General features: G+C 68.3%; 31 protein-coding genes and 2 tRNA genes. 24 read left to right on the top strand and 9 right to left on the bottom strand.

The genetic code is table 11. The features are described 5' to 3' along the window. Positions 1-5: 5 nt before the first annotated feature. Positions 6-1,430, bottom strand: coding sequence for an amino acid permease (locus ACIRB1_RS24485; RefSeq protein ID WP_352182548.1), 1,425 nt, complete (start codon positions 1,428-1,430; stop codon positions 6-8). 214 nt (positions 1,431-1,644) lie between these two features. Here ACIRB1_RS24485 and ACIRB1_RS24480 point away from each other — a divergent pair, with 214 nt between their 5' ends. Both ACIRB1_RS24480 and ACIRB1_RS24475 read left to right on the top strand, forming a co-directional pair. Next, the gene (locus ACIRB1_RS24480) at positions 1,645-2,130 is read left to right on the top strand and encodes a ribose-5-phosphate isomerase (RefSeq protein ID WP_352182549.1); all 486 of its coding nucleotides are present in this window, start codon (positions 1,645-1,647) and stop codon (positions 2,128-2,130) included. 119 nt (positions 2,131-2,249) lie between these two features. Beyond that, complete coding sequence (locus ACIRB1_RS24475) at positions 2,250-3,065, top strand: Fpg/Nei family DNA glycosylase (RefSeq protein WP_403466961.1); 816 nt, start codon at positions 2,250-2,252, stop codon at positions 3,063-3,065. A gap of 18 nt (positions 3,066-3,083) precedes the next feature. Here ACIRB1_RS24475 and ACIRB1_RS24470 read toward each other — a convergent pair whose 3' ends face one another. Then, the gene (locus tag ACIRB1_RS24470; RefSeq protein WP_403466960.1) at positions 3,084-4,343 is read right to left on the bottom strand and encodes a GNAT family N-acetyltransferase; all 1,260 of its coding nucleotides are present in this window, start codon (positions 4,341-4,343) and stop codon (positions 3,084-3,086) included. Positions 4,344-4,505: 162 nt separating this feature from the next. Between ACIRB1_RS24470 and ACIRB1_RS24465 the strand changes: the two genes are divergently transcribed. Further along, positions 4,506-5,693: a PP2C family protein-serine/threonine phosphatase gene (locus ACIRB1_RS24465; RefSeq protein WP_403466959.1), complete on the top strand. Its 1,188-nt coding sequence runs from the start codon at positions 4,506-4,508 to the stop codon at positions 5,691-5,693. Further along, positions 5,690-6,145: an HD domain-containing protein gene (locus ACIRB1_RS24460; RefSeq protein WP_403466958.1), complete on the top strand. Its 456-nt coding sequence runs from the start codon at positions 5,690-5,692 to the stop codon at positions 6,143-6,145. The genes ACIRB1_RS24465 and ACIRB1_RS24460 overlap by 4 nt, the downstream gene beginning before the upstream one ends. Positions 6,146-6,155: 10 nt before the next feature. On the opposite strand, the gene ACIRB1_RS24455 is transcribed toward ACIRB1_RS24460, so the two are convergent. Then, positions 6,156-7,289 (bottom strand): acyltransferase family protein, encoded by a 1,134-nt coding sequence (locus ACIRB1_RS24455; protein WP_403466957.1) that lies wholly within the window; start codon positions 7,287-7,289, stop codon positions 6,156-6,158. 305 nt (positions 7,290-7,594) lie between these two features. On the opposite strand from ACIRB1_RS24455, the gene ACIRB1_RS24450 reads away from it, so the two are divergent. Beyond that, the gene (locus ACIRB1_RS24450) at positions 7,595-7,789 is read left to right on the top strand and encodes a hypothetical protein (protein ID WP_026178055.1); all 195 of its coding nucleotides are present in this window, start codon (positions 7,595-7,597) and stop codon (positions 7,787-7,789) included. Positions 7,790-8,088: 299 nt separating this feature from the next. Here ACIRB1_RS24450 and ACIRB1_RS24445 read toward each other — a convergent pair whose 3' ends face one another. Next, the gene (locus tag ACIRB1_RS24445) at positions 8,089-8,409 is read right to left on the bottom strand and encodes a DUF6083 domain-containing protein (RefSeq protein WP_403466956.1); all 321 of its coding nucleotides are present in this window, start codon (positions 8,407-8,409) and stop codon (positions 8,089-8,091) included. Positions 8,410-8,952: 543 nt separating this feature from the next. On the opposite strand from ACIRB1_RS24445, the gene ACIRB1_RS24440 reads away from it, so the two are divergent. Beyond that, positions 8,953-9,426 carry a hypothetical protein gene (locus ACIRB1_RS24440; RefSeq protein ID WP_403466955.1) on the top strand — a complete coding sequence of 158 codons (474 nt, stop codon included), beginning with the start codon at positions 8,953-8,955 and terminating at the stop codon, positions 9,424-9,426. Positions 9,427-9,789: 363 nt separating this feature from the next. Here ACIRB1_RS24440 and ACIRB1_RS24435 read toward each other — a convergent pair whose 3' ends face one another. From ACIRB1_RS24435 to ACIRB1_RS24425, 3 genes are all read right to left on the bottom strand, one after another. Further along, positions 9,790-10,419 carry a hypothetical protein gene (locus ACIRB1_RS24435; protein WP_403466954.1) on the bottom strand — a complete coding sequence of 210 codons (630 nt, stop codon included), beginning with the start codon at positions 10,417-10,419 and terminating at the stop codon, positions 9,790-9,792. A 985-nt stretch (positions 10,420-11,404) separates the two neighbouring features. Beyond that, complete coding sequence (locus ACIRB1_RS24430; RefSeq protein WP_403466953.1) at positions 11,405-11,920, bottom strand: GNAT family N-acetyltransferase; 516 nt, start codon at positions 11,918-11,920, stop codon at positions 11,405-11,407. A 6-nt stretch (positions 11,921-11,926) separates the two neighbouring features. Next, positions 11,927-12,703, bottom strand: a complete 777-nt coding sequence (locus tag ACIRB1_RS24425; protein WP_403466952.1) for a GntR family transcriptional regulator — start codon at positions 12,701-12,703, stop codon at positions 11,927-11,929. A 131-nt stretch (positions 12,704-12,834) separates the two neighbouring features. Here ACIRB1_RS24425 and ACIRB1_RS24420 point away from each other — a divergent pair, with 131 nt between their 5' ends. The 13 genes from ACIRB1_RS24420 (at position 12,835) to ACIRB1_RS24360 (ending at position 20,560) form a co-directional block, all read left to right on the top strand. Beyond that, positions 12,835-13,164 (top strand): hypothetical protein, encoded by a 330-nt coding sequence (locus ACIRB1_RS24420; RefSeq protein ID WP_403466951.1) that lies wholly within the window; start codon positions 12,835-12,837, stop codon positions 13,162-13,164. A gap of 2 nt (positions 13,165-13,166) precedes the next feature. Beyond that, entirely contained in the window at positions 13,167-14,498 is a 1,332-nt protein-coding gene (locus ACIRB1_RS24415) for an FtsK/SpoIIIE domain-containing protein (RefSeq protein ID WP_403466949.1), read from the top strand. 70 nt (positions 14,499-14,568) lie between these two features. After that, a complete protein-coding gene (locus tag ACIRB1_RS24410; RefSeq protein ID WP_403466948.1) occupies positions 14,569-14,853 on the top strand; it encodes a hypothetical protein in 285 nt (94 codons plus the stop codon). Beyond that, on the top strand, positions 14,850-15,041 hold the full coding sequence (locus ACIRB1_RS24405) for a hypothetical protein (protein WP_403466947.1): 192 nt from the start codon (positions 14,850-14,852) through the stop codon (positions 15,039-15,041). Before ACIRB1_RS24410 ends, ACIRB1_RS24405 begins: the two co-directional genes overlap by 4 nt. Before the next feature lie 76 nt (positions 15,042-15,117). Beyond that, entirely contained in the window at positions 15,118-15,759 is a 642-nt protein-coding gene (locus ACIRB1_RS24400; RefSeq protein ID WP_403466946.1) for a DUF2637 domain-containing protein, read from the top strand. Positions 15,760-15,778: 19 nt separating this feature from the next. Next, a complete protein-coding gene (locus ACIRB1_RS24395; RefSeq protein WP_403466945.1) occupies positions 15,779-15,964 on the top strand; it encodes a mobile element transfer protein in 186 nt (61 codons plus the stop codon). Positions 15,965-15,982: 18 nt separating this feature from the next. After that, positions 15,983-16,261, top strand: a complete 279-nt coding sequence (locus ACIRB1_RS24390; RefSeq protein WP_403466944.1) for a hypothetical protein — start codon at positions 15,983-15,985, stop codon at positions 16,259-16,261. Positions 16,262-16,354: 93 nt separating this feature from the next. Further along, the gene (locus tag ACIRB1_RS24385; RefSeq protein ID WP_403466943.1) at positions 16,355-16,540 is read left to right on the top strand and encodes a hypothetical protein; all 186 of its coding nucleotides are present in this window, start codon (positions 16,355-16,357) and stop codon (positions 16,538-16,540) included. A 5-nt stretch (positions 16,541-16,545) separates the two neighbouring features. Next, entirely contained in the window at positions 16,546-16,761 is a 216-nt protein-coding gene (locus ACIRB1_RS24380; RefSeq protein WP_403466942.1) for a hypothetical protein, read from the top strand. After that, complete coding sequence (locus tag ACIRB1_RS24375) at positions 16,758-17,786, top strand: DNA cytosine methyltransferase (protein WP_403466941.1); 1,029 nt, start codon at positions 16,758-16,760, stop codon at positions 17,784-17,786. The genes ACIRB1_RS24380 and ACIRB1_RS24375 overlap by 4 nt, the downstream gene beginning before the upstream one ends. After that, positions 17,783-19,174, top strand: coding sequence for a replication initiator protein RepSA (gene repSA, locus ACIRB1_RS24370; RefSeq protein ID WP_403466940.1), 1,392 nt, complete (start codon positions 17,783-17,785; stop codon positions 19,172-19,174). The genes ACIRB1_RS24375 and repSA overlap by 4 nt, the downstream gene beginning before the upstream one ends. Next, positions 19,167-19,391 carry an excisionase family DNA-binding protein gene (locus tag ACIRB1_RS24365; RefSeq protein WP_403466939.1) on the top strand — a complete coding sequence of 75 codons (225 nt, stop codon included), beginning with the start codon at positions 19,167-19,169 and terminating at the stop codon, positions 19,389-19,391. Before repSA ends, ACIRB1_RS24365 begins: the two co-directional genes overlap by 8 nt. Further along, positions 19,391-20,560 carry a tyrosine-type recombinase/integrase gene (locus tag ACIRB1_RS24360; RefSeq protein ID WP_403466938.1) on the top strand — a complete coding sequence of 390 codons (1,170 nt, stop codon included), beginning with the start codon at positions 19,391-19,393 and terminating at the stop codon, positions 20,558-20,560. Before ACIRB1_RS24365 ends, ACIRB1_RS24360 begins: the two co-directional genes overlap by 1 nt. Positions 20,561-20,626: 66 nt before the next feature. Here the strand turns inward: ACIRB1_RS24360 and ACIRB1_RS24355 are convergent. Continuing rightward, positions 20,627-20,700: transfer RNA gene (locus tag ACIRB1_RS24355), tRNA-Gly, on the bottom strand. Positions 20,701-20,864: 164 nt separating this feature from the next. Between ACIRB1_RS24355 and ACIRB1_RS24350 the strand changes: the two genes are divergently transcribed. From ACIRB1_RS24350 to clpX, 5 genes are all read left to right on the top strand, one after another. Next, a tRNA-Pro gene (locus tag ACIRB1_RS24350) sits at positions 20,865-20,941 on the top strand. Positions 20,942-21,134: 193 nt separating this feature from the next. Continuing rightward, a complete protein-coding gene (gene tig / locus ACIRB1_RS24345) occupies positions 21,135-22,532 on the top strand; it encodes a trigger factor (RefSeq protein ID WP_403466937.1) in 1,398 nt (465 codons plus the stop codon). 254 nt (positions 22,533-22,786) lie between these two features. Beyond that, the gene (locus tag ACIRB1_RS24340; RefSeq protein WP_033285987.1) at positions 22,787-23,389 is read left to right on the top strand and encodes an ATP-dependent Clp protease proteolytic subunit; all 603 of its coding nucleotides are present in this window, start codon (positions 22,787-22,789) and stop codon (positions 23,387-23,389) included. Positions 23,390-23,438: 49 nt separating this feature from the next. After that, complete coding sequence (locus tag ACIRB1_RS24335) at positions 23,439-24,119, top strand: ATP-dependent Clp protease proteolytic subunit (protein ID WP_352182556.1); 681 nt, start codon at positions 23,439-23,441, stop codon at positions 24,117-24,119. 160 nt (positions 24,120-24,279) lie between these two features. After that, positions 24,280-25,566 carry an ATP-dependent Clp protease ATP-binding subunit ClpX gene (gene clpX, locus ACIRB1_RS24330; RefSeq protein WP_266768669.1) on the top strand — a complete coding sequence of 429 codons (1,287 nt, stop codon included), beginning with the start codon at positions 24,280-24,282 and terminating at the stop codon, positions 25,564-25,566. Positions 25,567-25,639: 73 nt separating this feature from the next. Here the strand turns inward: clpX and ACIRB1_RS24325 are convergent, their stop codons facing one another. Then, entirely contained in the window at positions 25,640-26,647 is a 1,008-nt protein-coding gene (locus tag ACIRB1_RS24325) for a hypothetical protein (protein WP_403466936.1), read from the bottom strand. Between the last annotated feature and the right edge of the window lie 30 nt (positions 26,648-26,677).

Below are 26,677 nucleotides of genomic sequence, written 5' to 3'. Positions count from 1 at the left end.
CTCCCTCAGCCCACCGACACCTTGTCCGTGTCGGTGTCCGCGACGACGGCCGTCCGGCCGGCCCGGACCCGTTCCTTGACCACCGAGACCGCGATGACGGCCAGCGCGACGAGCAGGGACAGCAGCACGGTCGTACGGCCGCTGCTCTCGCCCTTCGTGTCGGTGAGCATGTAGCCGAGGACGAACACGATCAGGGCGATCGTCGCCCAGGTCAGATACGGGTACAGCCACATCCGTACGACGAGCTTCTCCGGCGACTCGCGCTCGATGATCCGGCGCATGCGCAGCTGGGACGCGCAGATGACCAGCCACACGAACAGGGCCACGGCGCCCGAGGAGTTGACGAGGAAGAGGAACACCGTGTCGGGGTAGGCGTAGTTGAAGAACACCGCGACGAAGCCGAAGACGACGGAGGCGATGATCGCCGCCATCGGGACACCCCGGGACGTGGTCCGGGCGAACGCTTTGGGGGCGTCACCGCGGCCGCCGAGCGAGAAGGCCATGCGGGAGGCCGTGTAGAGGCCGGAGTTGAGGCAGGACAGCACCGAGGTCAGCACGATGAAGTTCATGATCTGGCCGGCGTGCGCGATGCCGAGGGAGTCGAGGGCGGCGACGTAGGAGCCCTGCGCCTTGATCGACGGGTCGTTCCACGGGAGCAGGCAGACGACGATGAAGATCGAGCCGAGGTAGAAGACGCCGATGCGCCAGATGATGCTGTTGGTCGACTTGGTGACGGCGCGCTGCGGGTCCTCGGACTCGCCGGCGGCCAGCGTGGCGATCTCGCTGCCCATGAAGGAGAAGACGACGAGCAGGACGCCGGTGAGGATCGCGCCGGGTCCGTTCGGCAGGAATCCGCCGTGGTCGGTGAGGTTGCCGAGGCCCGCCTTGTCGGTGTGGGCGCCGGGCAGCACGCCGAAGACGGCCAGGGCGCCGATGACGATGAACGCGCCGATCGCGACGACCTTGATCCCGGCGAACCAGAACTCGAACTCGCCGTAGGAGCCGACCGACACGAGGTTGGTGGCGGTCAGCACCACCATCACGATGAGCGCCCAGCCCCACTGCGGTACGGCCGGTATCCACCCTTCGAGGATCTTGGCGCCCGCGGTCGCCTCGACGGCGAGGACGACGACCCAGAAGAACCAGTACAGCCAGCCGATGGAGAAACCGGCCCAGCGGCCGAGCGCGCGGTCGGCGTGCGCGGAGAACGAGCCGGACGTGGGGTTCGCGGCCGACATCTCACCGAGCATGCGCATCACCAGCACCACGAGCGTGCCGACGAGCGCGTAGGAGAGCAGGATGCCGGGGCCCGCCGTCGCGATGCCCGAACTGGAGCCGACGAACAGTCCGGCACCGATGACGCCGCCGATGGCGATCATCGAGAGATGCCGGTTCTTGAGTCCTGCCTGAAGGCCAGAACCAGAAGTCATGGGGGGAGTTCCTTTACGCCGGTTGGGATTCCGGTGGGGGTGCTCGTACGAGCGGCGTACGAGTCGGTCCAGTGAATCGGAGGTAAAGGAATTCCTGAACCTTTGAATCCAGATCGTTACTTGAGGTTCCCTTGAGGTTGTGAGGCGTTGCCTGTATTTAACCCGGTCGGGCCCCGGAGCTGCTTCCCGGAAACAGCCGTGTCACACTCGACCCATGCGCGTGTATCTCGGCTCCGACCATGCGGGCTTCGAACTCAAGAACCACCTCGTCGAGTGGCTGAAGGAGGCGGGACATGAGCCCGTCGACTGCGGCCCGCACATCTACGACGCCCAGGACGACTACCCGCCCTTCTGCCTCCGCGCCGCCGAGCGCGCGGCCGCCGACCCCGAGGCCCTCGGCGTCGTGATCGGCGGCTCCGGCAACGGCGAGCAGATCGCGGCGAACAAGGTCAAGGGCGTGCGTGCGGCCCTCGCCTGGAGCGAGGAGACCGCGTCGCTCGGCCGCCAGCACAACAACGCCAACGTCGTGGCCGTCGGTGCGCGGATGCACACGACGGAGGAGGCGACGAAGTTCGTCGAGACCTTCGTCGGTACGCCGTTCTCCGAGGACCCGCGGCACATTCGGCGTATCGACATGCTGACCAAGTACGAGGAGACCGGGGAGCTGCCGGAGATTCCGGCGCATCACCCCAAGCAGTAAGCAGAATCAGCCGCCCAGGCTTTTGAGGAGCGGGGTCCGGGGCGGAGCCCCGAGGTCTTTGGAACGCCCACCTGTCGAGTGACCTGGACGGGTGGGCGGGTGGAAGGGAAGTGCGGGACGTGCCAGAGGGGCACACGATTCATCGGCTTGCCCTGGACTACGGCGCTCACTTCACCGGCCGGGCCACTCGCGTCACCAGCCCCCAGGGCAAGTTCAGTGACGCCGCCGCGCTGCTCGACGGCACGGAACTCACCCGCACCGAAGCCCACGGCAAGCACCTGTTCCTCGGTTTCCGGGACGAGGAGTGGATCCACATCCACCTCGGCCTCTTCGGCAAGGTGGCCTTCGGCGGAGCCCCCGCGCCCCCGCCCACGGACACCGTCCGCCTGCGCCTCGCGAACGACACGTCGTACGTCGATCTCCGCGGCCCCACTACCTGCGCCCTGATCACGGACACCGAGAAGCACGCGATACACGCCCGCCTCGGCCCCGACCCGCTGCGCCCGCCGCAGGACACGGACCCGAGCGCGGCGTACCGACGCGTCTCCCGCAGCCGTACGACGATCGCGGCCCTGTTGATGGACCAGAAGGTCATCGCGGGCGTCGGCAACGTCTACCGCGCGGAGGTCCTGTTCCGGCACGGCATCGACCCGTACCGCGCGGGCAAGGACCTCACCCCGGCCGAGTGGGACGCGATCTGGGCCGACCTCGTGGAGCTGATGCACGAGGGCGTCCGCAACAACCGCATCGACACCGTCCGCCCCGAGCACACCCCCGAGGCGATGGGCCGCCCGCCGCGCGTGGACGACCACGGCGGCGAGGTCTACGTCTACCGCCGGGCCCACCAGCCCTGCCACATCTGCGGCGGCGAGATCCGCACCGCCGATCTCGCCGCCCGCAACCTCTTCTGGTGCCCCAACTGCCAGAAGTCGTAAGGGCGTTCAGCGGTACGGCTAGAACCCGTGCGGCAGCCAGGGTGCGACCGCCGACCCGAACGCCAGCGACGCCTCCGCCAGCGCCCCGGACCGCAGCTCCCGCACCCGTCCGGCGCCCGCGAGCGACGCGAGGGACACCCCGCCGAGATACGCGGACCCCAACTCCCGTACGGACAGCGCGAGATCGGCCGGATCGTCGGTCCGCTCGCAGGACGCGCCCTTCGCGTCGCCGGTGAGCCGCCAACGCCCCTCGTTCCAGGGGCAGAAGGCGTCCGCGACCTCGAACACGACGTCCACGGGCGCCTGATACGTCCGCGCCTCCAGCGCCGCCCCCAGCTCCACCAGCCGTACGTGCAACGAGTCCCGCTGCCGGATCGAGCACCGGCGGATGTCGGAGACGAGATGCTGCCAGGAGTCGTCGACGGGCCGGCTGTGCGTCGTCACCTTCCGCGTCAGGTCGATCTCGCAGAGGAACCGCCACAGCGCCGCGTACGCCGCCGGGTCCAGCGCCTCCAGATCCCGCAGCCGTACGGAACCCTTGGGACCCTGCGCGTCCCACTCGGGCTTGATGAAGTACCGCGTGTAGCCGACGAGTTCACCGTCCCGCTCGGCGACCACGCACCGCAGCGGCGACGAGCCCTCCCGCTCGCTCTCCGGGTCCAGCAGCGGCAGGCTCTCCCACCCGGGCCGCCGCGCCAGCATCCCCGGCCGCCGGGCCACCAGCCGCGCGTACACCGCCTCGCACGCGTCGCGCACGGCGGCCGGCTCGGCGAAGCGCAGGCGTACGTCGTCCGTGCCCGGCGGCACCGAGAGGCGCACCCGGTCCGTGTCGATCTCGGCGGAGATGTTCATCGTCGCGGCGCCGTACCCGAAGCGGCCGTAGATCGCCGGTTCGGAGGCCGTCAGCACGGCCAGCGGTTCGCCCCACGAGCGGACGTCGTCCAGCTGGCGGCGCATCATCGACCGCAGGATGCCCCGCCGGCGGTGGGTGGCGGCCACGCTGACCATCGTCACGCCGGCCACCGGCACCGAGGCGCCGCCGGGCACGGTGAGCCGGAAGCTGAACGCGCCCGCCGTCCCCACGCAGGTCTCGCCGTCCCAGACGCCGAGGGAGCGGTCGAGCTCGGTGAGCTCCCGCCACAGCTCGCGCACCTCGGGCGGCTCCGGGGTGCCGCCGAAGGCGTCGAGCAACTTGTCGTACCAGGTGTCCCACTCGTCCTGGCGCGGTACGCGCAGCTCGACCGGCCCGGCAGGCGTGTTCTTCGTGACTGTCCCCATGGGCCATGCCTACCAGGGCATTGCGGGACGAGCCAGGGAATTTCCGTTCGGCGCCACCGCGAACGCCTCCGGTGAAGTTCACTGTGAAGTTGAACCTCGCAGGGGGGACAAGTGGGACCTCCCGTGCCAAGCGGCTGGTCGGATGGATAGGGTCCCGAACTAATGGCAGCAGGACGAGAGCGGCGCGCGGAGGCCGACACGTTCACGGCCCGGTTGAGGAAGCTGGTTCACCGGGTCCGCACCGGCCTGCGCAGAAGTGCCGTCGACTACTTCCGCGGGGACGGCTCGGACTGGGTCGCGCTGGCCGGGCTGCTGATCACGATCCCGGTGATCGTGGCCGTGACGCTCGCCAACCCGGTGTGGTGCTCGCCGAACGCGCTGGTCCTCCCGATCGTCGCCGGCGGTCTGCTGCTGCGCCCCGCGAGCCTGCTCGGTCTGTATGGGGCGGCGGCCACCGGGCTGATCGTGGAGTCGGTGAGGCTCGGCCCGTACACCGAGGGCCCGGCGCGGGTGACCCCGGGCGTGGTGCTCGTGGTGGCCGCGTGCGGTTTCTTCGGTCTGCTGATCGCGCAGTTCCGCAGCCGGGTGGGCGTTCCCTGGCGGCGCGGCGGCACCATGCTCTTCGACCTCCGCGAGCGGATCCGGGTGCAGAGCAAGCTGCCCCAGCTCCCGCAGGGCTGGCACCGGGAGATGGCGCTGCGGCCCGCGGGCGGTCAGTCGTTCTCCGGCGACTTCGTGGTCGCGGCCCGGACGAACGGTGGTCGGACCATGGAGGTGGTCCTCACCGACGTCTCCGGCAAGGGCATGGACGCGGGCTCCCGCGCCCTGCTGCTGTCCGGCGCCTTCGGCGGCCTGCTCGGCTCGCTGCCCCCGCACGCGTTCCTGCCCGCCGCCAACGGCTATCTCCTCCGCCAGGACTGGGACGAGGGCTTCGCGACCTCGATCCACCTCGTCCTGGACCTCGACTCCGGCGACTACGAACTCTTCTCCGCGGGCCACCCGCCGGGCCTCCAGCTCAGCGCGGGCAGCGGCCGCTGGGAGGAGAAGGCGGCCGAAGGGCCACTGCTGGGTGTGTACGACGGCGCCCAGTTCGACCCCGTGAAGGGATCGCTGCGGCCAGGGGACGTGTTGATGCTGTTCACGGACGGCTTGGTGGAGACCTCCGACCGGGACATCGTCGAGGGCATCGACCGCCTCACCGGCGAGGCCGACCGCTATGTCGCCGGCGGCTTCCACGGCGCCGCCTGGCACCTCATCGAGGCGGTCGCCAAGGACGTCAACGACGACCGGGCGTTGCTGCTGGTGTGCCGCGAGGGACCCACGGCCGCGGCCCAGGCCCTGTCCCAGTGACCGCGCATCTCACCGAGGCCGAGGTCGAGACCCTGGCCCGTGCCGCCCACGAGGGCCAGACCGACAAGGCGGGACGGCCCTACGCCGAGCACCTCCGGGCCGTGGCGGAGGGGGTGCGGCTGCGGGGCGGGGACGCCGAGCAGATCGCCGCGGCCTGGCTGCACGACTCCGTGGAGGACGACGCCCTCACCGAGGGGTGGCTGCGCGAGGCCGCGCTGAGCCGTCGTACGAAGGACATCGTGCTCGCGGTCACCAAGCGGGCGGGGGAGTCCCCTGAGGCGTACGCCGAGCGGGTGCTCGCGACCCCCGGCGCGCTCCTGGTGAAGGAGGCGGACATGGCGCACAACGCGGACCCGGCCCGCCTCGCGGTCCTCGACGCACCGACCCGGAGCCGGCTGACCGAGAAGTACGCCCGGATGCGCGCCCTTCTCGGTCTCGGCGCCCCCGAGTAGGCGTACCTGTCTAGGCGTTGACCTTCTCGCGCACGGGCCGCTGACCCCGCGACTGCTCGAACTGCTCGCGTTCCCGGGCCAGTTGGGCCGCGTCCCGCTGGAACGCCCAGTCCATGCCCGGCTCGATCACGAAGCGGAACACCCGTCGTACGGGCGGGGTGCACAGCAGCGTGACGACGGTGGCCGCGAGGGCGGTCACCAGGGCGACGCCGTACGGCCGGTGCAGCCAGGCGTGGTCGAACAGGCCCGCGTAGCCGGCCCCCTTGATCACGAAGCCGTGCAGCAGATAGCCGTAGAGGGTGCCCGCTCCCAGCGCCGTGAACCAGGTCTTCCGGCTCGGCACCCAGGAGTAGAAACCGGCGGTCAGCAGCAGCGAGCAGCCGAACATCGCGAGCATCATCACCGGCCCGACCCACCAGGGCGCGGCGAACTCCTGCGCGGAGTCGTGGTGGTAGAACCAGCTCGCGTTCATCCGCGGCACCGCCCAATAGCCGAAGACCACCGTACTGGCGAACACCGGCACCGCCAGGACCCGCATCTCCCGTCGGCGCACCCACTGGAAGTGCTCGGGCTTCAGCACCAGGCCGAGCACGAAGTACGGCAGGAACTGGGCCGTCCGCTGCAGGTCGAAGTCGTCGGTCAGCTCCGGGGTGCAGGAGGCGAGCATGGCGATGCCGAGGGCGACCGCCAGCGGGTGCCGGACCAGCTTCCAGATCGGGGTGGTCAGCCGCCAGATGAACAACGAGCAGAGGAACCAGGTGAGATACAGCGGATCGAGCAGGGTGATCTTCTGGTGCGGGTCGTGGTTGGCGTAGCGGCTGAAGAGCGAATACGCGATCTCGAAGATGATGTACGGCACCGCGACGCCCGTGAGGAGACGCTTCAGGCGGGCCGGCCGCATGTCGAAACTGCGGGAGAAATAGCCGGAGATGACGATGAACGCCGGCATGTGGAAGCTGTACACGACCATGTACAGCCCCTGGAGCACTCTGCTGTCGCCCTTGAGGGGCTCCCAGGAGTGTCCGATGGCGACCAGCAGGATCGCCAGGTACTTCGCGTTGTCGAAGAACGCGTCGCGCGGTGTGGTCTGTTCGTTCTGTTTGCTCTGTTCGTTCTGGCCCGGGGGCGTGTCAGCGTGGAACATCTGAGGCACCCTAGCGTTGCCCGTGGGAATCGGTGAAACCATCGGGCTCGCGTCCGGAATCTACCTAATATGTCGCGATTAATACCGACCGAAAGGCGCAAAAGGGTACGCGGGAAAGGCCCGTTCGTGTGCGTGTGCCAATTATTCGAACGACCTGCGAACGCGTCTCCTCCGAACCTTTGCCACCAACGATGCGTCACCCGCCGCATACGTGGGCCGCGTTGGTGGCACGATGGACCTGGCGGGGGTGCGCGGGGTCGCGTCCCCGGGCCGGGAGAGCGGACCGACCGAGGGTGTGATCAGTTGTGGCCATTTCACTGTCTGTGGTGCTGCTGTTGGCGATCATCCTGGTGGTGTTGATCCGAGGGGGATCGATCAAGGCGGGCCCAGCCATAGTCGCCATCCTCTTCGGCTTCTTCCTCGCCTCGACAGGCATGGCACCGTCCATCAACCGGTTCCTGAACTCGATAGCGGAGACGATCAACTCGATCAGCTTCTGAGTCGTGACCAGGTGGCGCACCAGATGACAGGACTCCGGGAACGACTCAGGGCCAGGTGGAGGAATCATCCTCCGACCTGGCCCTGAGCTGCCTGGAGCGGGCGACGGGAATCGAACCCGCGTAGCTAGTTTGGAAGATCGCGTATGCGGACCGGGGTTGACCTGGTGAGACGCTGACCTGCCGGTTCTCGGGTCGCTCACCGACGTTCCCCGCTGCTCCCCGCCGGTCGCCGCTCGATCGGGCACGCAGGGGACACGGGGCCGGGCCTCCGGCTCGCTGCCGCGCGATCTACGGCCACCTCACTCGGGGACGCACAACATGCGGTGAGCCGGCACGACAGGTTCACTCGGTAGCGGATCGATTCCACGGACCCGTACGGCCACGATATCCGTGGGGATGGGGGATCGGTCCGGAACCCTCGTCAAACGCCACCTGAAGGCCGCTGGGACGTCTTTCGCGGGCAACTCCACCATGGCGAGGCTGACCCACCGATCGTAGTTGGTCGGGTACACGCGAACCAAAGCGCCGCATTCCGGGCAACGTGGCGGCTCGATCCATGCCACGTCGTCGGGGTCGGGGTCCGGTCTCGGCGGGGCCGTGGCTCCGTCGGCTTCGGCCATCTCGTTGGCGTAGGTGTTCCAACACCTCTCGCAGTAGCTCGCCATGAGGCCGAACCGTCCACGTTCATGCACGGTGGGGCCGGCTTCCCCGCAGCGATGGCATGGCCACTCTTGATCCGCTAATGCCCCCATAGGTTCGAGTGTGAGCGAATCTGACCGTATCGCAGTAGGTGGCGATTAGGCCTCGTTCAGTGAACGTGCGCACGCGAGATAGGGGTGCCTGAGTGATCGGGTGGTGAGCCAACGCAACACTCTGGCTGGGGAGTTGATTGATGCTAGCTTGTGCTGATGCGCGTGGGAGTGTACGTAGACGCTTACAACCTCTACTACGGCGGTAGAGGGATGTGTGGCCGTGGTACGGCAGGGTGGCGCTGGCTTGACATCCGTAGCCTGGCGACGACATTGGTCGGCCAGCGGGCGGATTGGCCGGGGGCGAACGTGTCGCGCATTGTCTATTGCACTGCGCGTATCGACGCAACGACGAACGCGTCTGGGCACCGTGACCAGGACATTTACCTGAAGGCTCTGGCTACAGCGGGGAGTGTGGACCAGATCGAGTACGGCAAGTACGTCTACCGAGTCAAGCAAGCACCGCTAGCAATCAAGGACAGTCATGGCCGTCCTCAGTTGGTAGCCCCACAGTGGCCGATCATGGTGCAGAACGGTGGCGCGCCGTGTAACTCGGCGGTCTTCATGGCTTCGTTTGCTAACCGTGAGGAGAAGGGGTCGGATGTCAACGTTGCGAGCCACCTCTTGATTGACGTGCTCACGCAGGCTGTAGACGCAGCTGTTGTGATCTCCAATGACAGCGATCTCAGCTTTCCGCTACGAGAGGCTCGTCGGAAAGTGCCCGTTGGTCTGGTCAATCCTTCGCGGAGCTACCTTGCCGGCGACCTGCGTGGTGCCCCTGCTGACGGGGTCGGGAGGCACTGGTGGCGGCAGCTCGCTCAGCAGGACTTCACCAGCCACCAGCTCAGTGACCCGGTGGGGAAGTATGCACGCCCTGTAGATTGGTGACGACGCAGGGTCACTGAAAAGTGCCAACGAAGTTGACACTGATGCCGCCTCGTCGTACGTTGGAGACACAAACCACCTGACCCCTTGTGGGTCAGGTTTTTTCTTGCCTGCGTGTCCGCAGTAGATGGGTGTGCCGCCGCCGCCACCTGCGGATATCGCGCTACGTAATGTATGGCCTGCCTATAGAGGGCCCAGCGATGTCACCCAACCTTACGCTCGGTCGCTACGCTGTACCTTCGGTAACCGAGCGTAAGGTTGGGTGACATCGCTGGGCGGGGGATGGCTTTATCTTGACTGTCTCTTGATGGAGTCTTTGCTGAGTATGGCTGGGAATTGTGTGGCCCTTGGCTATGCCTCGGCTCTCTATCTTCGGATCCAGTCGAGGATTGCAGCGCTTCTGACCTGTGCCTGTTCTGACTCGGGCTCTCTGCCGTCTGCCCGAACGGCATCCATCGCGACCAAGCGGAAGTTCCGTCGGCACTGCTTGGCGGTGTCCGTGGCCCGACTCAGTTCGGCAGTGAAGTCGCGCTGAATGGGCTCCGCACCTGCTTCAAGATCCATGATCCAGGTAAGGGCGATGTGTGTCGCGTCTTCGATCGCCGCTGCTAGATCTGCCGCAGTAGCTGCGACTTCTTCGGGGCCCTCAAGGAGCACTCGCTCGTAGGCGGTGCTGCTGGAGGGGGCAAAGCTTGCCCTAAGCCGTGCTTCGGCTGCCTCGTGATGCGGTGGGCTTTGAGACAGTGCATCGTGTACCCACCACAGCGCGTCCAGTCTCGCGGTGGCCTCTGCTGCGTAGTTGGCGTATGCCTGCCGCCGAGGTTCTCGCAACTGTGTTGCCAGGTCGGCGCGTATTTGGCGTTCGGTCTGCTGTTGCTGAGCTACTAGTTGCAGCAGCATCTGGGATCGCGAGAAGAATCCAGTAAGCCCCGCTACGACGGCTGAGCCGCATGCGCCCACTGCTGCACCAAGAATCCCCGCGAGACCTGCATCCATATATACATTCTGGGGCACCCGAGGCTTGGTGACTCTGAGGTGACGATCCGTCAGCAAAACGCCTCTTTCACCCACCACCTTCCCCTGCTTCCATCCCGTCCGCCGTCGACCCACACACCGTGGAGCGGGCGTGGTTCATGGCGTCCAGGTGGAGCGCGCCACTGTACGAACGACCTGGACGCCATGGGCCGCGTCTGCTCGGCTCTGCCTGGGTCGATGGTGGTCGGGATGGAAGCACCCCACGCGTACCCCTACGAGCCCGCACCCGGCGACGGTGCCCCCTCCATCCCGGTGTCGGCCGATCCCCCGCCGGAGGCATGCTCTGACCTCCGCTATCCCGTCCGGTCACCACGGTCACCACGGTCCGCCGGCATCGACGGAGCCTCCAGCCGTCGCGCACCTGCTTTTGGAGTCAAAGCGTCTGTTGGTCCGTGCCTGATCATGCGAGTTGACCTGTGGGCAATGCCGTCTTCCCCCAAGGTCGGGCCTGGTGGTGTGGGTCATGGGCGGGGAATCAGGCTCGGTCCGGTGTATCGGCCCTTGGCGGGATCGGAGTGTGAAGCGTGATCACCCCGGGGCATCGTAGGTGGCGCGGGGCCGGGGGCCGGGGCGGCGCGGGCCGAAGGCAGGAGCGAAGCCCCGGCCCCCGAGCCGCGCGCCGGCCCGCAGTGCGGGCCGGGGGTGTGTGATCAACGCAGCGACGGTCGAAAGCCAGCAGGGACAGCGCGACCGGATGGCGAACGCCAAGAGCCCCCGCCGCTGTCCCGTGCCGCTGCGGGCCTGCGACTCAAGGGGGTTGAGGCGGAAGCCCTGAGGGGCTGTGAAGCGTGGGGAAGCTGAGGAACCTTACGGTTGCTGTCGTGTCCTGTTATCCCAAGTGCGCGACGGCTGGAGGCTCCGTCGATGCCGGCGGACCGTGGTGACCGGAGCACCCCGTCCCCGCCCAACGGGCGGGGCTTGATGAGGTAGAGAAACCTGTAACAGCTCAGGCGTCCGGGGCGACGTAGCAGATGGCGGGGATGCCCTCTCCGTCGCCAAAGTGGTGGGTAGTCTCGCCGATCTTGCGCCAGCCGAGCCGTTCGTAGAGGCGCATCGCGGGAGCGTCCTTGGCCATCACGTCGAGGACCAAGCGGAGATCGTGCTGACGGCCGTAGTTCATCGCGGCTTCTGTCAGTCGCCTGCCCGTGGCGTGCTTCCGCGCCGCCTGGACGACGAACAGCCGGCCGAGAACGGCTACGTGTGATTCCTCGTCGCCGCTCTGCTTGGTCCACAGCGAGACGGCGGCTTCGCCGTGCGGGCTCATGACGGCTACGTGCCCAACTACTTCCCCGTCCATCTCGGCCACCCATGCCGCAAGGACGTCGTCTGAGCTGACCCATGCCTCTGGGTCCTCGACTCCTTCGACCGGGTACCCATCGGTCTCGTGGACCTTGACGAGTGCCGCTGCGGCTCCGGGTAGGTCATCGCTCTTGAAGGGGCGCACGACCGCAGGATTCACCATCAACTCCTAACTCTCGACGGGCAGTTCATAGAGCAATCCGGTTTGGTCCGCTCGGTGCACGTAGCGCGAAACCTCGAATGGCACTCCGTCTTGATCGAGGCTCGTGTGCAGCACTTCGAGGACTGGAACGCCCGGCAAGAGACTCAGGATGGCGGCCTCTTCGGGCGTCGGCATCCTCGCGCTGATCTCGTCTCGCACGCGTGTCATGACGTGGCCAAGATCTTCAAGGCGGCCGTAGATGCCGTCCTTGCCGGTCTTGGCCTCCATCAGCAGAGTGCCTTGAGCCTCGTCCCATCGCACGTACGTCGAAACGATCTGCACCGGTTCGTCATCGGCGAAGTAGTGGTTCTCGCGGTGTACGACGCTCTCCTCGTCCGAGGGGACCTTCAAGCGCTCCGCGACGTCCGCCGACGGCTGCTCTCGGGTGATCGAGGGGACATCGATCCGAGCGACCTTGCCTTGGCGCTTCGCTTCGAGCCGGAACGGGGTCAGTCCCGTTTCCCGGTTCTTGAGCGAGTAGCGATCACTCCCGAAGCGGAACAGTCGTTGCGGCTCGCGCACGAACACGCCACTCCCATGCTTCGCCGTGACGAGCCCCTGCTCAGCAAGCAGGCGGATCGCCTCGCGCGCGGTGTTGCGGGCCGAACCGTACTGCTCGGCCAACGCCCGTTCTGACGGCAGCTTGTCGCCGCTGCGAAGGTCTCCGTTCTCGATCTGACGGCGGAGTTCATCGGCGATACGGCGGCTGGGCTGCTGCGGAGTCGGCGGGCGGGTGGACGTCATGGCCACACTCTAGCAACTGGCTCAAGCCACCTGCTTGACCCTGGCGACCTCGTGTGCTCAACTGGCTTAAGCCAGTAAGTGGCTCAAGCCAGTTGGCACAGCAAGACCGTGCCACGACCAAGGAGTGACGTATGCCGTCCTTCAAGATCGATGTTTCGACCGCTGTGGTGTTCGTGGCGACTGCGCCGGCGCCGAAGCTCGCGAACAAGCAGACCGGGGAGCGGGCCATGGACCGGGAGACCGGCGCCGGTCTGTCGACCGTGGGTCTGCTGATCTCGGACGAGGGAGAGGGCAACCTCTACCAGGTCACCATCCCCGAGACGGGCATCCCCGAGGGCCTGGCCCCGGGTACGCCGGTGCGGGTGGTCGGTCTCAAGGCCCGTGACTGGGAGAACGAGTTCAACGGCCAGAAGCGGCACGGGATCTCGTTCCGCGCGGTCGCCGTGACGGCGGGGGCCTGACCATGACGGACCTGGCGACCTGGCTGGAGGCCGGGACCATAGCGGTCGGCGCCGGTGGCCTCGGCTACGCGAAGGTCCGTGCCCCGCGCGTGTACTGGTCGATGGTGGGCCTGCCGGTCACCTGGGGGCGCTTCACCTGGACCTACCGGGACACGATGGAGGTGTGCGGGCTGACGGTGCAGCCGTCCGGCTTCCGCGCCTTCGTCAAGCGCAACCTGGCCCGCAGCGAGGTGCGGCCGGTGCCGCCGAAGGTCCGCCGTGTGCGGGGTACTTCGACCGGTCTGCGGGTCACTCTCCGGCTCCCGGCCGGCCTGGAGCCAGCCGATCTCGCCGCGTCCTCCGAGCGCCTGCGCCATGCGTGGGGTGTGCGGTCGGTGATCGTGCGGGAGACCAAGCCCGGCTATGTCGAGTTGCGGATGACCGGGTGGGACGTGCTGCGCCGGGTCCAACTGCCGCGCAAGGCCCAGCCGCGTGACCTGGTGGTTCCGGTCGCGCTGCGGGAGGACGGCACGGTGTTCGAGCGGGACTACCGCAAGGTGCCGCACGCCCTGACGCTGGGCGCGAACCAGTCCGGGAAGTCGATGTATCAGCGCAACCTGATCAAGGGGCTGGCTCAGTTGCCGGTCGGTCTGATCGGGATCGACTGCAAGCGCGGTGTCGAACTCGGCCGGTACGCCTCGCGTCTGTCGGCGCTGGTCACCGATCCTCAGTCGGCCGGGGACCTGATGGACGCGCTGGTCGGCGAGATGGAAGAGCGCTTCGACCTGCTGGCCCTGTACGGGGTCTCGGACCTGTGGGAACTGCCGGAAGAGGTACGGCCGGTGCCGCTGGTCGTGCTGGTCGACGAGATCGCGGAACTGTTCTTCGTGACCTCGAAGAAGGACGAGGGGGCTCGTGATCACACGGTCATGAACCTGGTGCGGCTTGGGCAGATGGCCCGTGCGATCGGTGTCTACCTGGAGGTGTGCGGGCAGCGCTTCGGCTCCGACCTGGGCAAGGGCGCGACCGCGCTCCGTGCTCAGCTCACCGGCCGGGTCGTGCACCGCGTCAACGACAAGCAGACGGCCGAGATGGGGCTCGGCGACATCGCCCCGGATGCCGTGATGGCGGTGACCGCGATCGCCCCGGACCGACCCGGGGTCGCGGTGGCCGGTGACACTTCCGGTGGCTGGTCCCGCATCCGTACCCCCGAAACCACCCCCGGCGAGACAGCGGCCGTGTGCCGCCAGTTCGCCCACCTCACCCCGGACCTGCCGTTCCTGGCTCTGTTCCGGCCGGTCGGACAGGTCGTCGTTCCACCGATGCCGGCCGCTGCGCCGCTGGTGCAGCCCTAGCCGGTCTCTGAGTAACGCCCCTCGTTCCACGGTCGGCGTGACCGCCTCGCGCCGGGTCCCTACCCCCGCCATGCCCGAACGCAGGGAGGTACGCACGATGCCCGCCTCGATGATGTTCAACCCGGAGCCCTCCACACGGGTCCACTTCCACGATTACGGCACCGACCACCCGCCCATCCTGGCCCTCGACGCAGAGGACTACTCGCTGACCATCTCGGTCTTCGAGGGCCGCTCGCCCGGCGAGCACAAGGCGTTCGCCCAGAAGCTGGCGCAGACGGTGAACGGCTACCTCGCGGCCGTGGACCGCTGGGCCGCCGCACAGGCCGCCGACGCCGCGACCACGCAGGACGGATGACCGCCGTGGCCGCACGGAAGACCCCCGCGCCCGTCACCGCCGACCCGGAGCCCGCGAAGTGCCCGACCTGCAAGGGCACGGGAGAGGTCTCCCGCACGGTCCAGGTCGGCCGCAAGCGCCGCGCGGTCGGCAAGCAAACCGGCTTCTGCCTCAACTGCTTGGGCAGTGGCGAAGCCCCCGCCGAATGACCTGCTGGGGTCGGGCGGATGGAGATCGCTTCCCCGCCCGCTCCTGGCCCAACTCTCCTGAAGGGAGGTGCCGTTCATGGCCCGCTCGGTCCGTGTGGACGCAGTCCTGATCCAAGCCGTCATCGCCGGTGCCCTCTCGTTCGCGCACCTGCACGACCTCGCCGAAGCGGCGCATCAGTCCGGGTGGAAGGCGTGGGCGTATCCGGTCTCGGTCGACCTGCTGATGGTCGCCGCCTGGCGCCGCCTGCGTACCGCCCGCCGCGACCGCGCGGCGTGGACGTGGTTCGTGATCGCCCTGTCCGCCTCGCTCGGCGCGAACGTCGCGACCGCGGGCCTGCTCGACCTCGGCCACGTACCGGCCTGGCTGCGGATCCTCGTCGCCGGCTGGCCCGCCCTCGCCTTCCTCGGCGGGACCCTGCTCGCCCACGCACCCGCCGGACCCACCCCGGAATCGGAGCCGGAAACCCGGCCCGCGCCGGTGATCGACCATCGCGAGACCCCCGACCCGGCACCGGCACCGGAGATCGCTTCACCGGAGCCCGCACCGGCTCTGCCGAAGGCGGCCCCGGCCGTGCCCCCGGCCCTGGTCGACCACGCCCGGAAGATCGCGACCGAGCACCGCACCCGCACCGGTACCGCGATCGACACCGCGACCCTGCGCGCCCGCCTCGGCGTCCCCGAGGACCTGGCCGGCGCGATCGCCGCCCAACTCGCCTGATCCATAAGGAGGTTCAGCCATGTCCCGCCCGAACCGCTTCGTCAACGTGATCCGTATCGGCCCCGTCAAGGTCGGCTCCTTCAACAACGGCCGGGGCCAGATCAAGCACACCGCCGCCTGCACCGCCCCCAGTTGCGGCTTCTCGACCGAGCACGACGACCGCTCCGCCGCCGAACTCGCCGCCCACACCCACCGGTGTGCCTGACCAGAGAGGGGCGGTCCGATGCAGTTACCCGAAGACCAGTGGCGCGCCGGGCACATCCCCGCCGACGTCTACCGGCAGATCCCGCCCGGCACCGACCTGCGCAAGGTCGTGATCGTGCAGGAAGCCCCGCGCTCCTACAAGGGCCCGATCGTCCTGACGCTCGTCATCGTCGCCGGATCGATCGCGGTACTCCTGGTCATCGCGTTCGTCGTCCAGGTCATCGCCGCCGCTGCCGTCGCGGTCATCTCCGCGTCCGGCGGGATCAGCTACACGATCAGCCGCAGCAAGGACAAGTAACACCCTCCGGGGCGGCCTCAACCGCCAAGTTTCCGCCGCCCCGGACGGCTCGACCTCTTCCCGATCTTCCGACCTGAAAGGGCTCTGCTCATCATGCCTGTTCGTCTCCCGAACCGTCCGGTCTGCCACCACTGCGACGGCTTCCCCGTCGTCTCCGTCACCACCGGCAACCGCCACCGCGACGGCTCCCGCGTCCTGCTCCGCGTCGTCTGCCCCGCCTGCGACGGCACCGGCCACGCCCTCCCGCTGCCCGCCGCGCTCGTGCCGGCCGGGAGGTGACCGCGATGTTCCACAAGCTCCCTGTCGACCTGACCCCGACCGAAGACAGCCCCGGACTGCGCGTCAAGGCCGGAACCCGCTACAGCTCCTCGCAGGGCGACTACGTGTGCGGTGGCTGCGGTGCCGAGGACCACGCCAACGGCGACACCGACGTGACGGCCCCGGTCGAGGACTACAGCGCCAACCACGGGTCCGCCCACCGTAACGGGGGCCGACGATGACCGTTCTTGACCTGTTCGCGGGTCCCGGTGGCTGGTCCGAAGGCCTGCGGGCGCTCGGCGTGCGCGACACCGGGATTGAGATCGACCCCATGGCCTGCGCCACGCGTGCCGCCGTGGGCCACCTGACGATCCGGGCGGACGTTGCCGCCTACCCCACGGAGCCGCTGCGGGGGAAGGTGACCGGGCTGGCCGGCTCGGCGCCCTGCCAGCCGTTCAGTGTCGCCGGGAACCATGGCGGGACCGACGACATGGACCTGTGCCACCAGGGCCTTGACGACCTCGCCCGCGGACACGACACCCGCTCCGCACTCGGCACTGCCTGCACCGACCCGCGGTCCCTGCTCGTCGTCGAGCCCCTGCGCTACGCGCTCGCCCTGCGCCCCGACTGGATCGCCCTGGAACAAGTCCCCGCGGTCGCACCCTTGTTCGCGCACACCGCCGGCATCCTGCACGGCATCGGCTACTCGGTCTGGACGGGCGTCCTCAACGCAGCCGACTACGGCGTCCCGCAGACCCGGCGCCGTGCCTTCCTGCTCGCCTCCCTCAACCGGTCCGCGGTACCGCCGGAGCCGACGCACGCCAAAGACCCCGGTCCTGACACCCTGTTCGGTCCGGCACTCGCCCCGTGGGTGACCATGGCTGAAGCCCTCGGCTGGGGCTACCTCCGGCGCCCCGCCCCCACCGTTACCGGCGGCGGGACCCGGACCGGAGGCGCCGAACCCTTCGGCAACGCCTCCCGCAAGGCCATGCGCGCCGCCATGGACAACCCCGGCCACTGGGCCTGGAAGTGCCCGGCGCCCACCGTGTCCGGCACGGTCGGCCACGTCGGCGGCAGGCGTCCAGGCGGCGGCCATCTCAGCCTCGAACCCGGTGAGGGCGCCGTACTCCAGTCCTTCCGCCGCGGATACCCCTTCCAGGGCAACAAGGGACAGCGCTCCCTGCAGATCGGCAACGCCGTTCCGCCCCTGCTCGCTGCCGCGGCTCTGCGCCCTCTCGTGCCCGCCGCGCTGGAGGTGGCTGCGTGACCGACACCGCCACTCTGGCGGGCCTGGATGCGGCCACCCTTACCGATGTGCTGAGGGTGGCTGGCTCGGCCCACTTCGACCGCTGGCAGGACCAGATCCGCCGCACGGGCGGCTGCTCCGACCCGGTCCGCCTCTCCGGCGCCACCAAGACCATCGACCCGGCCACCAAGACCGTGCTCTACGCCTACACAACCGAGAACGAGCCCGGCGGCATGCTCCGCATCGCGTGCGGCAACCGCCGTGCCTCCCGCTGCCCAGCCTGCGCCTGGACCTACGCGGGCGACACCTACCACCTCATCCGCGCCGGACTCGTCGGAGACCCCGCCAAGGGGACCCCGCGCACCATCCGCGACCACCCCCGCGTCTTCGCCACCCTCACCGCGCCCTCGTTCGGGCCCGTCCACAACCGACCCGGGAATCGGCCCTGCCGCTGCGGTACCCGCCACGGCGAGGACGCCTCCGAACTCGGCACCCCGCTCGACCCCGACTCGTACGACTACGCGGGCGCGGTGCTGTGGAACAACCACGCCTCCGACCTGTGGCGCTACTTCACGATCTACCTGCGCCGCGAGATCGCCAAGCGGGCTGGGCTGACACAGAAGGACGCTCGGGAACAGTCCCGCGTGGCCTTCGGCAAGGTCGCCGAGTACCAGAAGCGCGGAGCCGTTCACTTCCACGCTGTGATCCGCTTTGACGGACCGGACGGGCCCGATAGCCCGCCCCCGGCTTGGGCCACGCTCAACCTGCTTGACGGTGCGATCCGAGCCGCCGCCGCCCGCGTCCAGGTCGACGTGCCGCCTGCGGGAGACGAGCCGGCCCGCACCCTGCGCTGGGGCACGCAGCTCGATGTGCAGCCGATCGGCGCCTTCGGTCACGGCGAAGAGATCACAGAGCTGGCGGTGGCGTCCTACGTCGCCAAGTACGCCACCAAAGCGGCAGAGACCACGGGCACGGTCGACCGCCGCATCGGCAACAAAGAAGCCCTCGTCCTGCTCGACGTGCCCGACCACCCCGCCCGCCTGATCGCGGCCTGCCTCGACCTGCACGCGCTCTACCCGGATCGCAAGCTCCGCGACTGGGCTCACATGCTCGGCTTCCGGGGCCACTTCTCCACGAAGTCCCGCAGCTACTCGACCACCCTGGGCGCTCTCCGGGAGGTCCGTGCCGACTACCGAGCCGCCCAACACCGCGAAGCCCTCGGTCTGCCCGACCCTGGCGACAACCCGGAGGCAACCACGCTCACCCTCGCGCACTGGACCTACGCCGGCCACGGCCACACTCCCGGCGAATCCTGGCTCGCCGCCAACATCCGCCGTGACATCGAACTGAACCGCGAGACCGCCCGCGAGGAACTGAACGCTGACGCGGGGGAGGGCGAACATGGCTGATCGCCTGTTGAACGTGGCTGAGGTCGCCGTGCGTCTCGGCACCTGGGAGGACAGTGGGGAGCGGTTCCCGCGTCGTCTGATCGAAGAGCGTCGGATCGCCTACGTCAAGGTGGGGCGGTATGTCCGCATCGCTGAGAGCGTGGTTGACGCGTACATCGCGGCGAACACGGTGCAGCCGCGTCGGCGTGGTTCTGCGCTCCGGGCGGTGGCTGCCTGATGGCCAGCAAACGACGACAGTTCGGCCGTGTCCGCAAGCTCCCGTCCGGCCGCTACCAGGCTCGCTACGTCGGTCCTGACGGGTTGCTTCGGCCGGCCCCGGACACCTTCGCCACCAAGCGGGACGCTGACGACTGGTTGGCCGACAAGCAGACCGAGATGCGGCGCGGCGACTGGCACGACCCGGACGCCGGGAAGGTGCCGTTCGGTGACTACGCCGCTGCCTGGATCCGGGAACGGGAGCTGACCACCACCACGCGTCAGCTCTACGGCTCGCTCCTGCGTCACCACCTCGCGCCCACCTTCGCAGCGGTCAACGTCGCCGAGATCTCGCCCCCGCTCGTGCGTCGGTGGCGTGCTGACAAGCTCGCCGGCGGTACCGGTCCGACCACCGTGGCGAAGGCGTACGCCCTGATGCGCGCCATCCTGGGTACCGCCGTGGCTGATCTGCTGATCCGCCGTAACCCGTGCACGATCAAAGGCGCCAGCACTGTGCACACGCCGGAGCGACCGACCGCGACCGTGCAAGAGGTGTACGGTTTGGCCGACGCGATCCAGCCCCGCTACCGGGCGCTCGTGCTGATGGCTGGCTTCCTCGGTCTGCGTTGGGGTGAGCTGGTCGGGCTGCACCGCCGGGATGTCGACCTCGACCACGGGGCCGTTCGCGTCCGCCGGGCCGTCGCCGAGCTGAACAACGGGCAGCGGGAGATCAAGGCGCCCAAGAGTGTGGCGGGCAAGCGCACCGTGGCCATTCCTGCCGCGATCGTCCCGGAGATCCGCGTGCACCTGGACACGTACGCCGAACGCGGTGCTGACGGTCGGGTGTTCGTCGGAGCCAAGGGGGCGACTCCGCGTCGCAACCACTTCAACCGGCTGTGGCACAAGGCGTGTTCGGACGCGGGGATCAAGGGCCTGCACTTTCACGATCTCCGGCACACGGGCAACACCCTCGCCGCGTCGACCGGGGCCAGCACGCGTGAGTTGATGGCGCGCATGGGCCACAGCACCGCTCGCGCCGCTCTGATCTACCAGCACGCGAGTGTCGAGCGGGATCGGTTGATCGCCGATGCCGTGAGCGGGCTCGTCGACAAGGGGCGGAAGAAGGCGCGAAAGGCCAAGAAGAAACAAGATCGAAAGCCCAAGGGGCACGAGGGGGACACGGCGGGCTGATCGGAGCCCCCGGAAACGATCAGGGCCAGGCGGAGAATCCAACCTCCGACCTGGCCCTAAGTCATTTGGAGCGGGCGACGGGAATCGAACCCGCGTAGCTAGTTTGGAAGACTAGTGCTCTACCATTGAGCTACGCCCGCACGCGACGCGCCGCAGGTCAGACTACCGCGGCACAGAGAGCATCGTAGCGGGTCGGGTGCCCTCCGCGCACACCGCGTTCCCCATGCCCCGCCCGGCACCCCGGTGCCCGTGAAATGCGGAGGCTCCACCGCCTGCGGGCATGTACCCTACGTGTCGCACCAGACGGGGTGTGGCGCAGCTTGGTAGCGCGTCCGCTTTGGGAGCGGAAGGCCGTGGGTTCAAATCCCGCCACCCCGACCACGTACCGGACCTCCGGACCGGTATCACACCAGTACCCCGCGAGATCGCCTTTTGGGGCGTCCTGCCGCTGCGGCTACTATGCAAGCTGCGCGCCCGTGTGTCTCTCACACTCTGAAGTCCTCCGGGCGACCAGAAACCGCCGGACCTGTCTGGGTCCGCAAACCAAGAAGTCAGCCCCCAAGGAGACCGAACCGTGAAGAGCGCCGTGGAGACCCTGAACCCGACCCGGGTTCGGCTCAGCATCGAGGTGCCCTTCGAGGAGCTCAAGGACAGCCTCGACGCGGCGTACAAGAAGATCAACCAGCAGGTCACGGTGAAGGGCTTCCGGAAGGGCAAGATCCCGGCCCGCGTCATCGACCAGCGGTTCGGCCGCGGTGCGGTCCTGGAGGAGGCGGTCAACGACGCGCTTCCGAAGTTCTACACCGAGGCGGTCAACGAGGCCGAGCTCAACGTCCTGGGCCAGCCCGAGGTCGACATCACGGACCTGAAGGACGGCGAGACGCTGAACTTCACCGCCGAGGTCGACATCCGCCCGGCCATCGAGATCCCGGACTACTCCGGCATCGAGGTCGAGGTCGACGCCGTCGAGGTCAGCGAAGAGGACATCGACACCTCCGTCGAGCAGCTCCGCGAGCGCTTCGCCTCGACCTCCCCGGTCGAGCGCGCCGCCGCCGAGGGTGACGTCCTCACCCTCGACCTGGAGGCCAAGGTCGACGGCGAGGTCCTCGAGGACGGCGTCGCCGAGGGCGTCTCCTACACCATCGGTTCCGGCGAGCTGCTCGACGGCATCGACGAGGCCGTGACGGGCCTGGAGGCCGGTGGCGAGGCCACCTTCGCCTCCGAGCTCAAGGGCGGCTCCGCGGCCGGCCGGGAGGCTCAGGTCACCGTCAAGGTCACCCAGGTCGCCGCCCGCGAACTGCCCGCGCTGGACGACGAGTTCGCTCAGCTCGCCTCGGAGTTCGACACCCTGGAGGAGCTGCGCGCCGACAGCCGCAAGCGCCTCGAGAACATGAAGCAGTACGACCAGGCCACGCAGGCCCAGGAGCGCGTCCTGGAGAAGCTGCTTGAGCTCGTCGAGGTGCCCGTCCCCGAGAAGCTGCTCGAGGACGAGATCAACACCCGCAAGCACAACCTGGAGCACCACCAGCTCGGCCAGATGGGCCTCGACCTCGAGAAGTACCTCGAGATCCAGGGCAAGACGGCCGAGGAGTTCGACGCCGAGACCAAGGAAGCCGCGGTCAAGGGCATCAAGACGCAGTTCGTCCTGGACGAGCTCGTCAACAAGGAGAAGCTGAACGTCAACCAGGAGGAGCTCACCGAGCACCTCATGCGGCGCGCCGCCTCCTCCGGCATGTCCCCCGACCAGTTCGCCCAGGCGGTCGTCGAGGGCGGCCAGGTTCCGCTCCTGGTCGGCGAGGTCGCCCGCGGCAAGGCCCTGGCCGTCGTCGTCGAGGCCGCCACGGTCAAGGACACCAACGGCGAGATCGTGGACCTGGAGGACGAGGACGAGGACGAGGCTGCCGAGGCGGCCGAGACCACGGAGACCGCCGGTGACGCCGACGCCGACGCCGAGGAGTCGGCCCAGGCGTAACCAGCCGCAGAACAGGCCGAAGAGCAAAGGGCCCCGGGGACATCACGCCCCGGGGCCCTTGCCCTTACCCGGGGTCTCACCAGCGCCGTACATGCGCTGACAGCGAACAGTTCCCTTTGCGGGATTCCCCGGAGGGACCCGCGCGTTAGGGTCCATGAATACGAGGGCAGGGGAGTCTCCGTTGCCCTCGGCAGTACACGTGAGACGGCCCGGCGCCGTCGTAAAGACGAGCAGGTGGATACGTGACGAATCTGATGCCTACAGCCGCCGGCGAGCCCTCCATCGGTGGCCTCGGCGACCAGGTCTACAACCGACTGCTCGGTGAGCGGATCATCTTCCTCGGCCAGGCGGTCGACGACGACATCGCGAACAAGATCACCGCACAGCTCCTGCTCCTTGCCGCTGACCCCGACAAGGACATCTACCTCTACATCAACAGCCCCGGCGGCTCGATCACGGCCGGCATGGCGATCTACGACACCATGCAGTTCATCAAGAACGACGTGGTGACCATCGCCATGGGCCTCGCCGCCTCCATGGGCCAGTTCCTTCTCAGCGCGGGTACCCCGGGCAAGCGCTTCGCGCTGCCGAACGCCGAGATCCTGATCCACCAGCCCTCCGCCGGCCTGGCCGGTTCGGCCTCCGACATCAAGATCCACGCGGAGCGGCTGCTGCACACCAAGAAGCGCATGGCCGAGCTCACGTCCCAGCACACGGGCCAGAGCATCGAACAGATCACCCGCGACTCCGACCGCGACCGCTGGTTCGACGCGCTCGAGGCCAAGGAGTACGGCCTCATCGACGACGTGATTCCCACGGCCGCCGGTATGCCGGGCGGCGGCGGTACCGGGGCCTGAGGCCCCAGGACAGCCCTCAGCCGACCGCACAGCCCCTAGGAGAGAGACAGTGAACGACTTCCCCGGCGCCGGCCTGTACGAGCGCGCACGCGCCGAATACACGGCGCCCGCCGCCGAGTCCCGTTATGTGATCCCGCGCTTCGTCGAGCGCACCTCGCAGGGCGTCCGTGAGTACGACCCGTACGCGAAGCTCTTCGAGGAGCGCGTGATCTTCCTCGGTGTCCAGATCGACGACGCGTCGGCCAACGACGTCATGGCGCAGCTGCTGTGCCTGGAGTCCATGGACCCCGACCGTGACATCTCCATCTACATCAACAGCCCGGGCGGCTCCTTCACGGCCCTGACTGCGATCTACGACACGATGCAGTTCGTGAAGCCGGACGTGCAGACGGTCTGCATGGGCCAGGCCGCGTCCGCCGCCGCCGTCCTGCTGGCCGCCGGTACGCCGGGCAAGCGCATGGCGCTGCCGAACGCGCGCGTGCTGATCCACCAGCCGTACAGCGAGACGGGCCGGGGCCAGGTCTCCGACCTGGAGATCGCGGCCAACGAGATCCTCCGCATGCGCGGTCAGCTGGAGGACATGCTGGCCAAGCACTCGACGACCCCGCTGGACAAGATCCGCGAGGACATCGAGCGCGACAAGATCCTCACGGCCGAGGACGCCCTGGCGTACGGCCTGATCGACCAGATCATCTCCACCCGGAAGATGAACAACGCCGACGTCCGCTGACCCGGACCTGTATCGTCCACCACCCCTCGGCACGGTCCACGTGGAAGTGAACCGTGCCAAGGGGGGCCCGAACGGGGGGCCCGGCAAGGTACCGTCGGACATAAGGCAGCACCAGGAGCCGCTGGACCTAGGCGTCTCCCAGGCGAAGGGGAAGCACACCGTGGCACGCATCGGTGACGGCGGCGATCTGCTCAAGTGCTCGTTCTGCGGCAAGAGCCAGAAGCAGGTCAAGAAGCTCATCGCAGGGCCCGGTGTGTACATCTGCGACGAGTGCATCGACCTCTGCAACGAGATCATCGAGGAAGAACTCGCGGAGACGAGCGAGGTCCGCTGGGAGGAACTCCCCAAGCCCCGCGAGATCTACGAGTTCCTCGAGGGGTACGTCGTCGGCCAGGAGTCGGCGAAGAAGGCACTCTCGGTCGCGGTGTACAACCACTACAAGCGCGTCCAGGCCGGTGAGAACGGCGGCGGTCAAAGCCGCGAGGACGCCATCGAGTTGGCGAAGTCCAACATCCTCCTGCTCGGCCCCACGGGCTCGGGCAAGACCCTCCTCGCACAGACCCTGGCCCGCATGCTGAACGTGCCGTTCGCGATCGCCGACGCGACCGCGCTCACGGAGGCGGGCTATGTCGGCGAGGACGTCGAGAACATCCTGCTGAAGCTCATCCAGGCCGCCGACTACGACGTCAAGAAGGCCGAGACGGGCATCATCTACATCGACGAGATCGACAAGGTCGCCCGCAAGAGCGAGAACCCGTCGATCACGCGTGATGTGAGCGGAGAGGGCGTCCAGCAGGCCCTGTTGAAGATCCTGGAGGGCACCACGGCCTCGGTCCCGCCGCAGGGCGGCCGGAAACACCCGCACCAGGAGTTCATCCAGATCGACACGACGAACGTCCTGTTCATCGTGGGCGGTGCCTTCGCGGGCCTGGAGAAGCTCATCGAGTCCAGGGCCGGCGCCAAGGGCATCGGCTTCGGGGCGACGATCCGCTCGAAGCGGGAGCTTCAGTCCAAGGACCAGTTCGAGGACGTCATGCCCGAGGACCTGGTCAAGTTCGGCATGATCCCCGAGTTCATCGGCCGTCTCCCCGTCATCACCTCGGTCCACAACCTGGACCGCGAGGCCCTGCTCCAGATCCTCATCGAGCCGCGCAACGCACTCGTCAAGCAGTACGAGCGCCTCTTCGAACTCGACGGCGTGGAGCTGGACTTCGAGCGTGAGGCACTGGAGGCCATCGCCGACCAGGCCATCCTCCGCCAGACCGGCGCCCGCGGACTGCGCGCCATCATGGAGGAAGTCCTCCAGGGCGTCATGTACGAGGTCCCGTCCCGCAAGGACGTGGCCCGGGTCGTCATCACGGCGGACGTCGTCCTGTCGAACGTCAACCCGACCCTGATCCCGCGCGACGCACGCGGCCGGGGACCGGGGGAGCAGAAGACGGCGTAACAGCCGCACCCCGTACGACACGAAGGGCGCCCGGTCGACCGACCGGGCGCCCTTCGTACGTGAGGCGTCGGGGCTAGATCTTCACCCGAACTTCCTTGCGCAGCTTGGTCGTCATGGAGACGGCGGTGTCCTTGGACACGTCGGCGGTGTTGTCGCCGGGGGAGACCATCGCGATGGTGCTGTAGTCGGCCCAGGCGCAGAACCAGTCGGTCTGCTCCTTCTTGGTCACCTGGTTGGTGCCCTTGGCCGCCTGGCACTTCATGACCGCGCCGTCGGTGTCGACCGACTCGGCATCCCCGACCAGCTTGCTGCCGCCCGACGAACTGCTGGAGGAATTGCTCTGGTTGACGTCCTTCTGGATGTCCGCGAAGAACGCGTCCAGGGCCTTCTGCGGATCGGCGATCTTGCCGTAGGCGCCGATGAGCGAGATGCCCTTGGCCGTGAGCAGCTCGGACGCGCTGGGAGCGGTGGACGGGTCGCTCGGGTCGTAGCCGCTGAGGTCGGCCGTGGAGTAGGCGCCGAAGACGGCGGTGCCGTTCTTGACGCCGCTCTTCTCCAGGTCCTTCACGGTCGAGGAGCCGCTGTCGCTGGTCTCGCCGTCCTTGGTGGCCCGGTTGTAGTCGCCGAGCACCTTCGCCGGGGTCGTCAGCTTGTGGGGACCGTCGTCCGCGAGACCGGAGGACCCGGTGTACCCGAGGACGAAGTACACGCCCACGCCGATGGCGGCCAGGACCGCCACTCCGCCGATGATGAGCCCGGTCTTCTTCTTCCCGCCGGGCGCCGGGGGCTGCGGAACACCGTACGGGGCCTGCCCGTAAGGGGGTTGGCCGTAGGGCTGCTGGCCGTACGGCTGCTGCGGCTGGCCGTAGGGGCCCTGCTGCGGGACGCCCTGCGGGGGCTGGGGCTGCTGCGGGTAGCCGTAGCCGGGCTGGGCGGGGGGAGCCTGCTGGGGGTAGCCGTAGCCGGGCTGAGGCGCGCCCTGCGGCGCCTGCTGGGGAGGCTGCCCGTAGGGGCCCGGCTGACCGTACGGTCCGGGCTGCTGGGGCTGCCCGTCGTACGGGCCCGGCTGGTTGTAGCTCATTCCTGGGTTCCCCTCCAGATACTTATGTGT

The sequence above is a fragment of the Streptomyces sp. NPDC096013 genome (genome assembly GCF_044763565.1).
Lineage (GTDB): Bacteria > Actinomycetota > Actinomycetes > Streptomycetales > Streptomycetaceae > Streptomyces.
This window is presented reverse-complemented; position numbering and strand designations above follow the sequence as displayed.

What these genes read in the sequence shown, in the direction of transcription:
- ACIRB1_RS24485 (WP_352182548.1), bottom strand. Translation starts at nt 1,430, where the DNA reads ATGACTTCTGGTTCTGGCCTTCAGGCAGGACTCAAGAACCGGCATCTC.
- ACIRB1_RS24480 (WP_352182549.1), top strand. Translation starts at nt 1,645, where the DNA reads ATGCGCGTGTATCTCGGCTCCGACCATGCGGGCTTCGAACTCAAGAAC.
- ACIRB1_RS24470 (WP_403466960.1), bottom strand. Translation starts at nt 4,343, where the DNA reads ATGGGGACAGTCACGAAGAACACGCCTGCCGGGCCGGTCGAGCTGCGC.
- ACIRB1_RS24465 (WP_403466959.1), top strand. Translation starts at nt 4,506, where the DNA reads ATGGCAGCAGGACGAGAGCGGCGCGCGGAGGCCGACACGTTCACGGCC.
- ACIRB1_RS24455 (WP_403466957.1), bottom strand. Translation starts at nt 7,289, where the DNA reads ATGTTCCACGCTGACACGCCCCCGGGCCAGAACGAACAGAGCAAACAG.
- ACIRB1_RS24445 (WP_403466956.1), bottom strand. Translation starts at nt 8,409, where the DNA reads ATGGCCGAAGCCGACGGAGCCACGGCCCCGCCGAGACCGGACCCCGAC.
- ACIRB1_RS24435 (WP_403466954.1), bottom strand. Translation starts at nt 10,419, where the DNA reads ATGGATGCAGGTCTCGCGGGGATTCTTGGTGCAGCAGTGGGCGCATGC.
- ACIRB1_RS24430 (WP_403466953.1), bottom strand. Translation starts at nt 11,920, where the DNA reads ATGGTGAATCCTGCGGTCGTGCGCCCCTTCAAGAGCGATGACCTACCC.
- ACIRB1_RS24425 (WP_403466952.1), bottom strand. Translation starts at nt 12,703, where the DNA reads ATGACGTCCACCCGCCCGCCGACTCCGCAGCAGCCCAGCCGCCGTATC.
- ACIRB1_RS24420 (WP_403466951.1), top strand. Translation starts at nt 12,835, where the DNA reads ATGCCGTCCTTCAAGATCGATGTTTCGACCGCTGTGGTGTTCGTGGCG.
- ACIRB1_RS24415 (WP_403466949.1), top strand. Translation starts at nt 13,167, where the DNA reads ATGACGGACCTGGCGACCTGGCTGGAGGCCGGGACCATAGCGGTCGGC.
- ACIRB1_RS24410 (WP_403466948.1), top strand. Translation starts at nt 14,569, where the DNA reads ATGCCCGAACGCAGGGAGGTACGCACGATGCCCGCCTCGATGATGTTC.
- ACIRB1_RS24405 (WP_403466947.1), top strand. Translation starts at nt 14,850, where the DNA reads ATGACCGCCGTGGCCGCACGGAAGACCCCCGCGCCCGTCACCGCCGAC.
- ACIRB1_RS24400 (WP_403466946.1), top strand. Translation starts at nt 15,118, where the DNA reads ATGGCCCGCTCGGTCCGTGTGGACGCAGTCCTGATCCAAGCCGTCATC.
- ACIRB1_RS24395 (WP_403466945.1), top strand. Translation starts at nt 15,779, where the DNA reads ATGTCCCGCCCGAACCGCTTCGTCAACGTGATCCGTATCGGCCCCGTC.
- ACIRB1_RS24390 (WP_403466944.1), top strand. Translation starts at nt 15,983, where the DNA reads ATGCAGTTACCCGAAGACCAGTGGCGCGCCGGGCACATCCCCGCCGAC.
- ACIRB1_RS24385 (WP_403466943.1), top strand. Translation starts at nt 16,355, where the DNA reads ATGCCTGTTCGTCTCCCGAACCGTCCGGTCTGCCACCACTGCGACGGC.
- ACIRB1_RS24380 (WP_403466942.1), top strand. Translation starts at nt 16,546, where the DNA reads ATGTTCCACAAGCTCCCTGTCGACCTGACCCCGACCGAAGACAGCCCC.
- ACIRB1_RS24375 (WP_403466941.1), top strand. Translation starts at nt 16,758, where the DNA reads ATGACCGTTCTTGACCTGTTCGCGGGTCCCGGTGGCTGGTCCGAAGGC.
- ACIRB1_RS24365 (WP_403466939.1), top strand. Translation starts at nt 19,167, where the DNA reads ATGGCTGATCGCCTGTTGAACGTGGCTGAGGTCGCCGTGCGTCTCGGC.
- ACIRB1_RS24360 (WP_403466938.1), top strand. Translation starts at nt 19,391, where the DNA reads ATGGCCAGCAAACGACGACAGTTCGGCCGTGTCCGCAAGCTCCCGTCC.
- ACIRB1_RS24340 (WP_033285987.1), top strand. Translation starts at nt 22,787, where the DNA reads ATGCCTACAGCCGCCGGCGAGCCCTCCATCGGTGGCCTCGGCGACCAG.
- ACIRB1_RS24325 (WP_403466936.1), bottom strand. Translation starts at nt 26,647, where the DNA reads ATGAGCTACAACCAGCCGGGCCCGTACGACGGGCAGCCCCAGCAGCCC.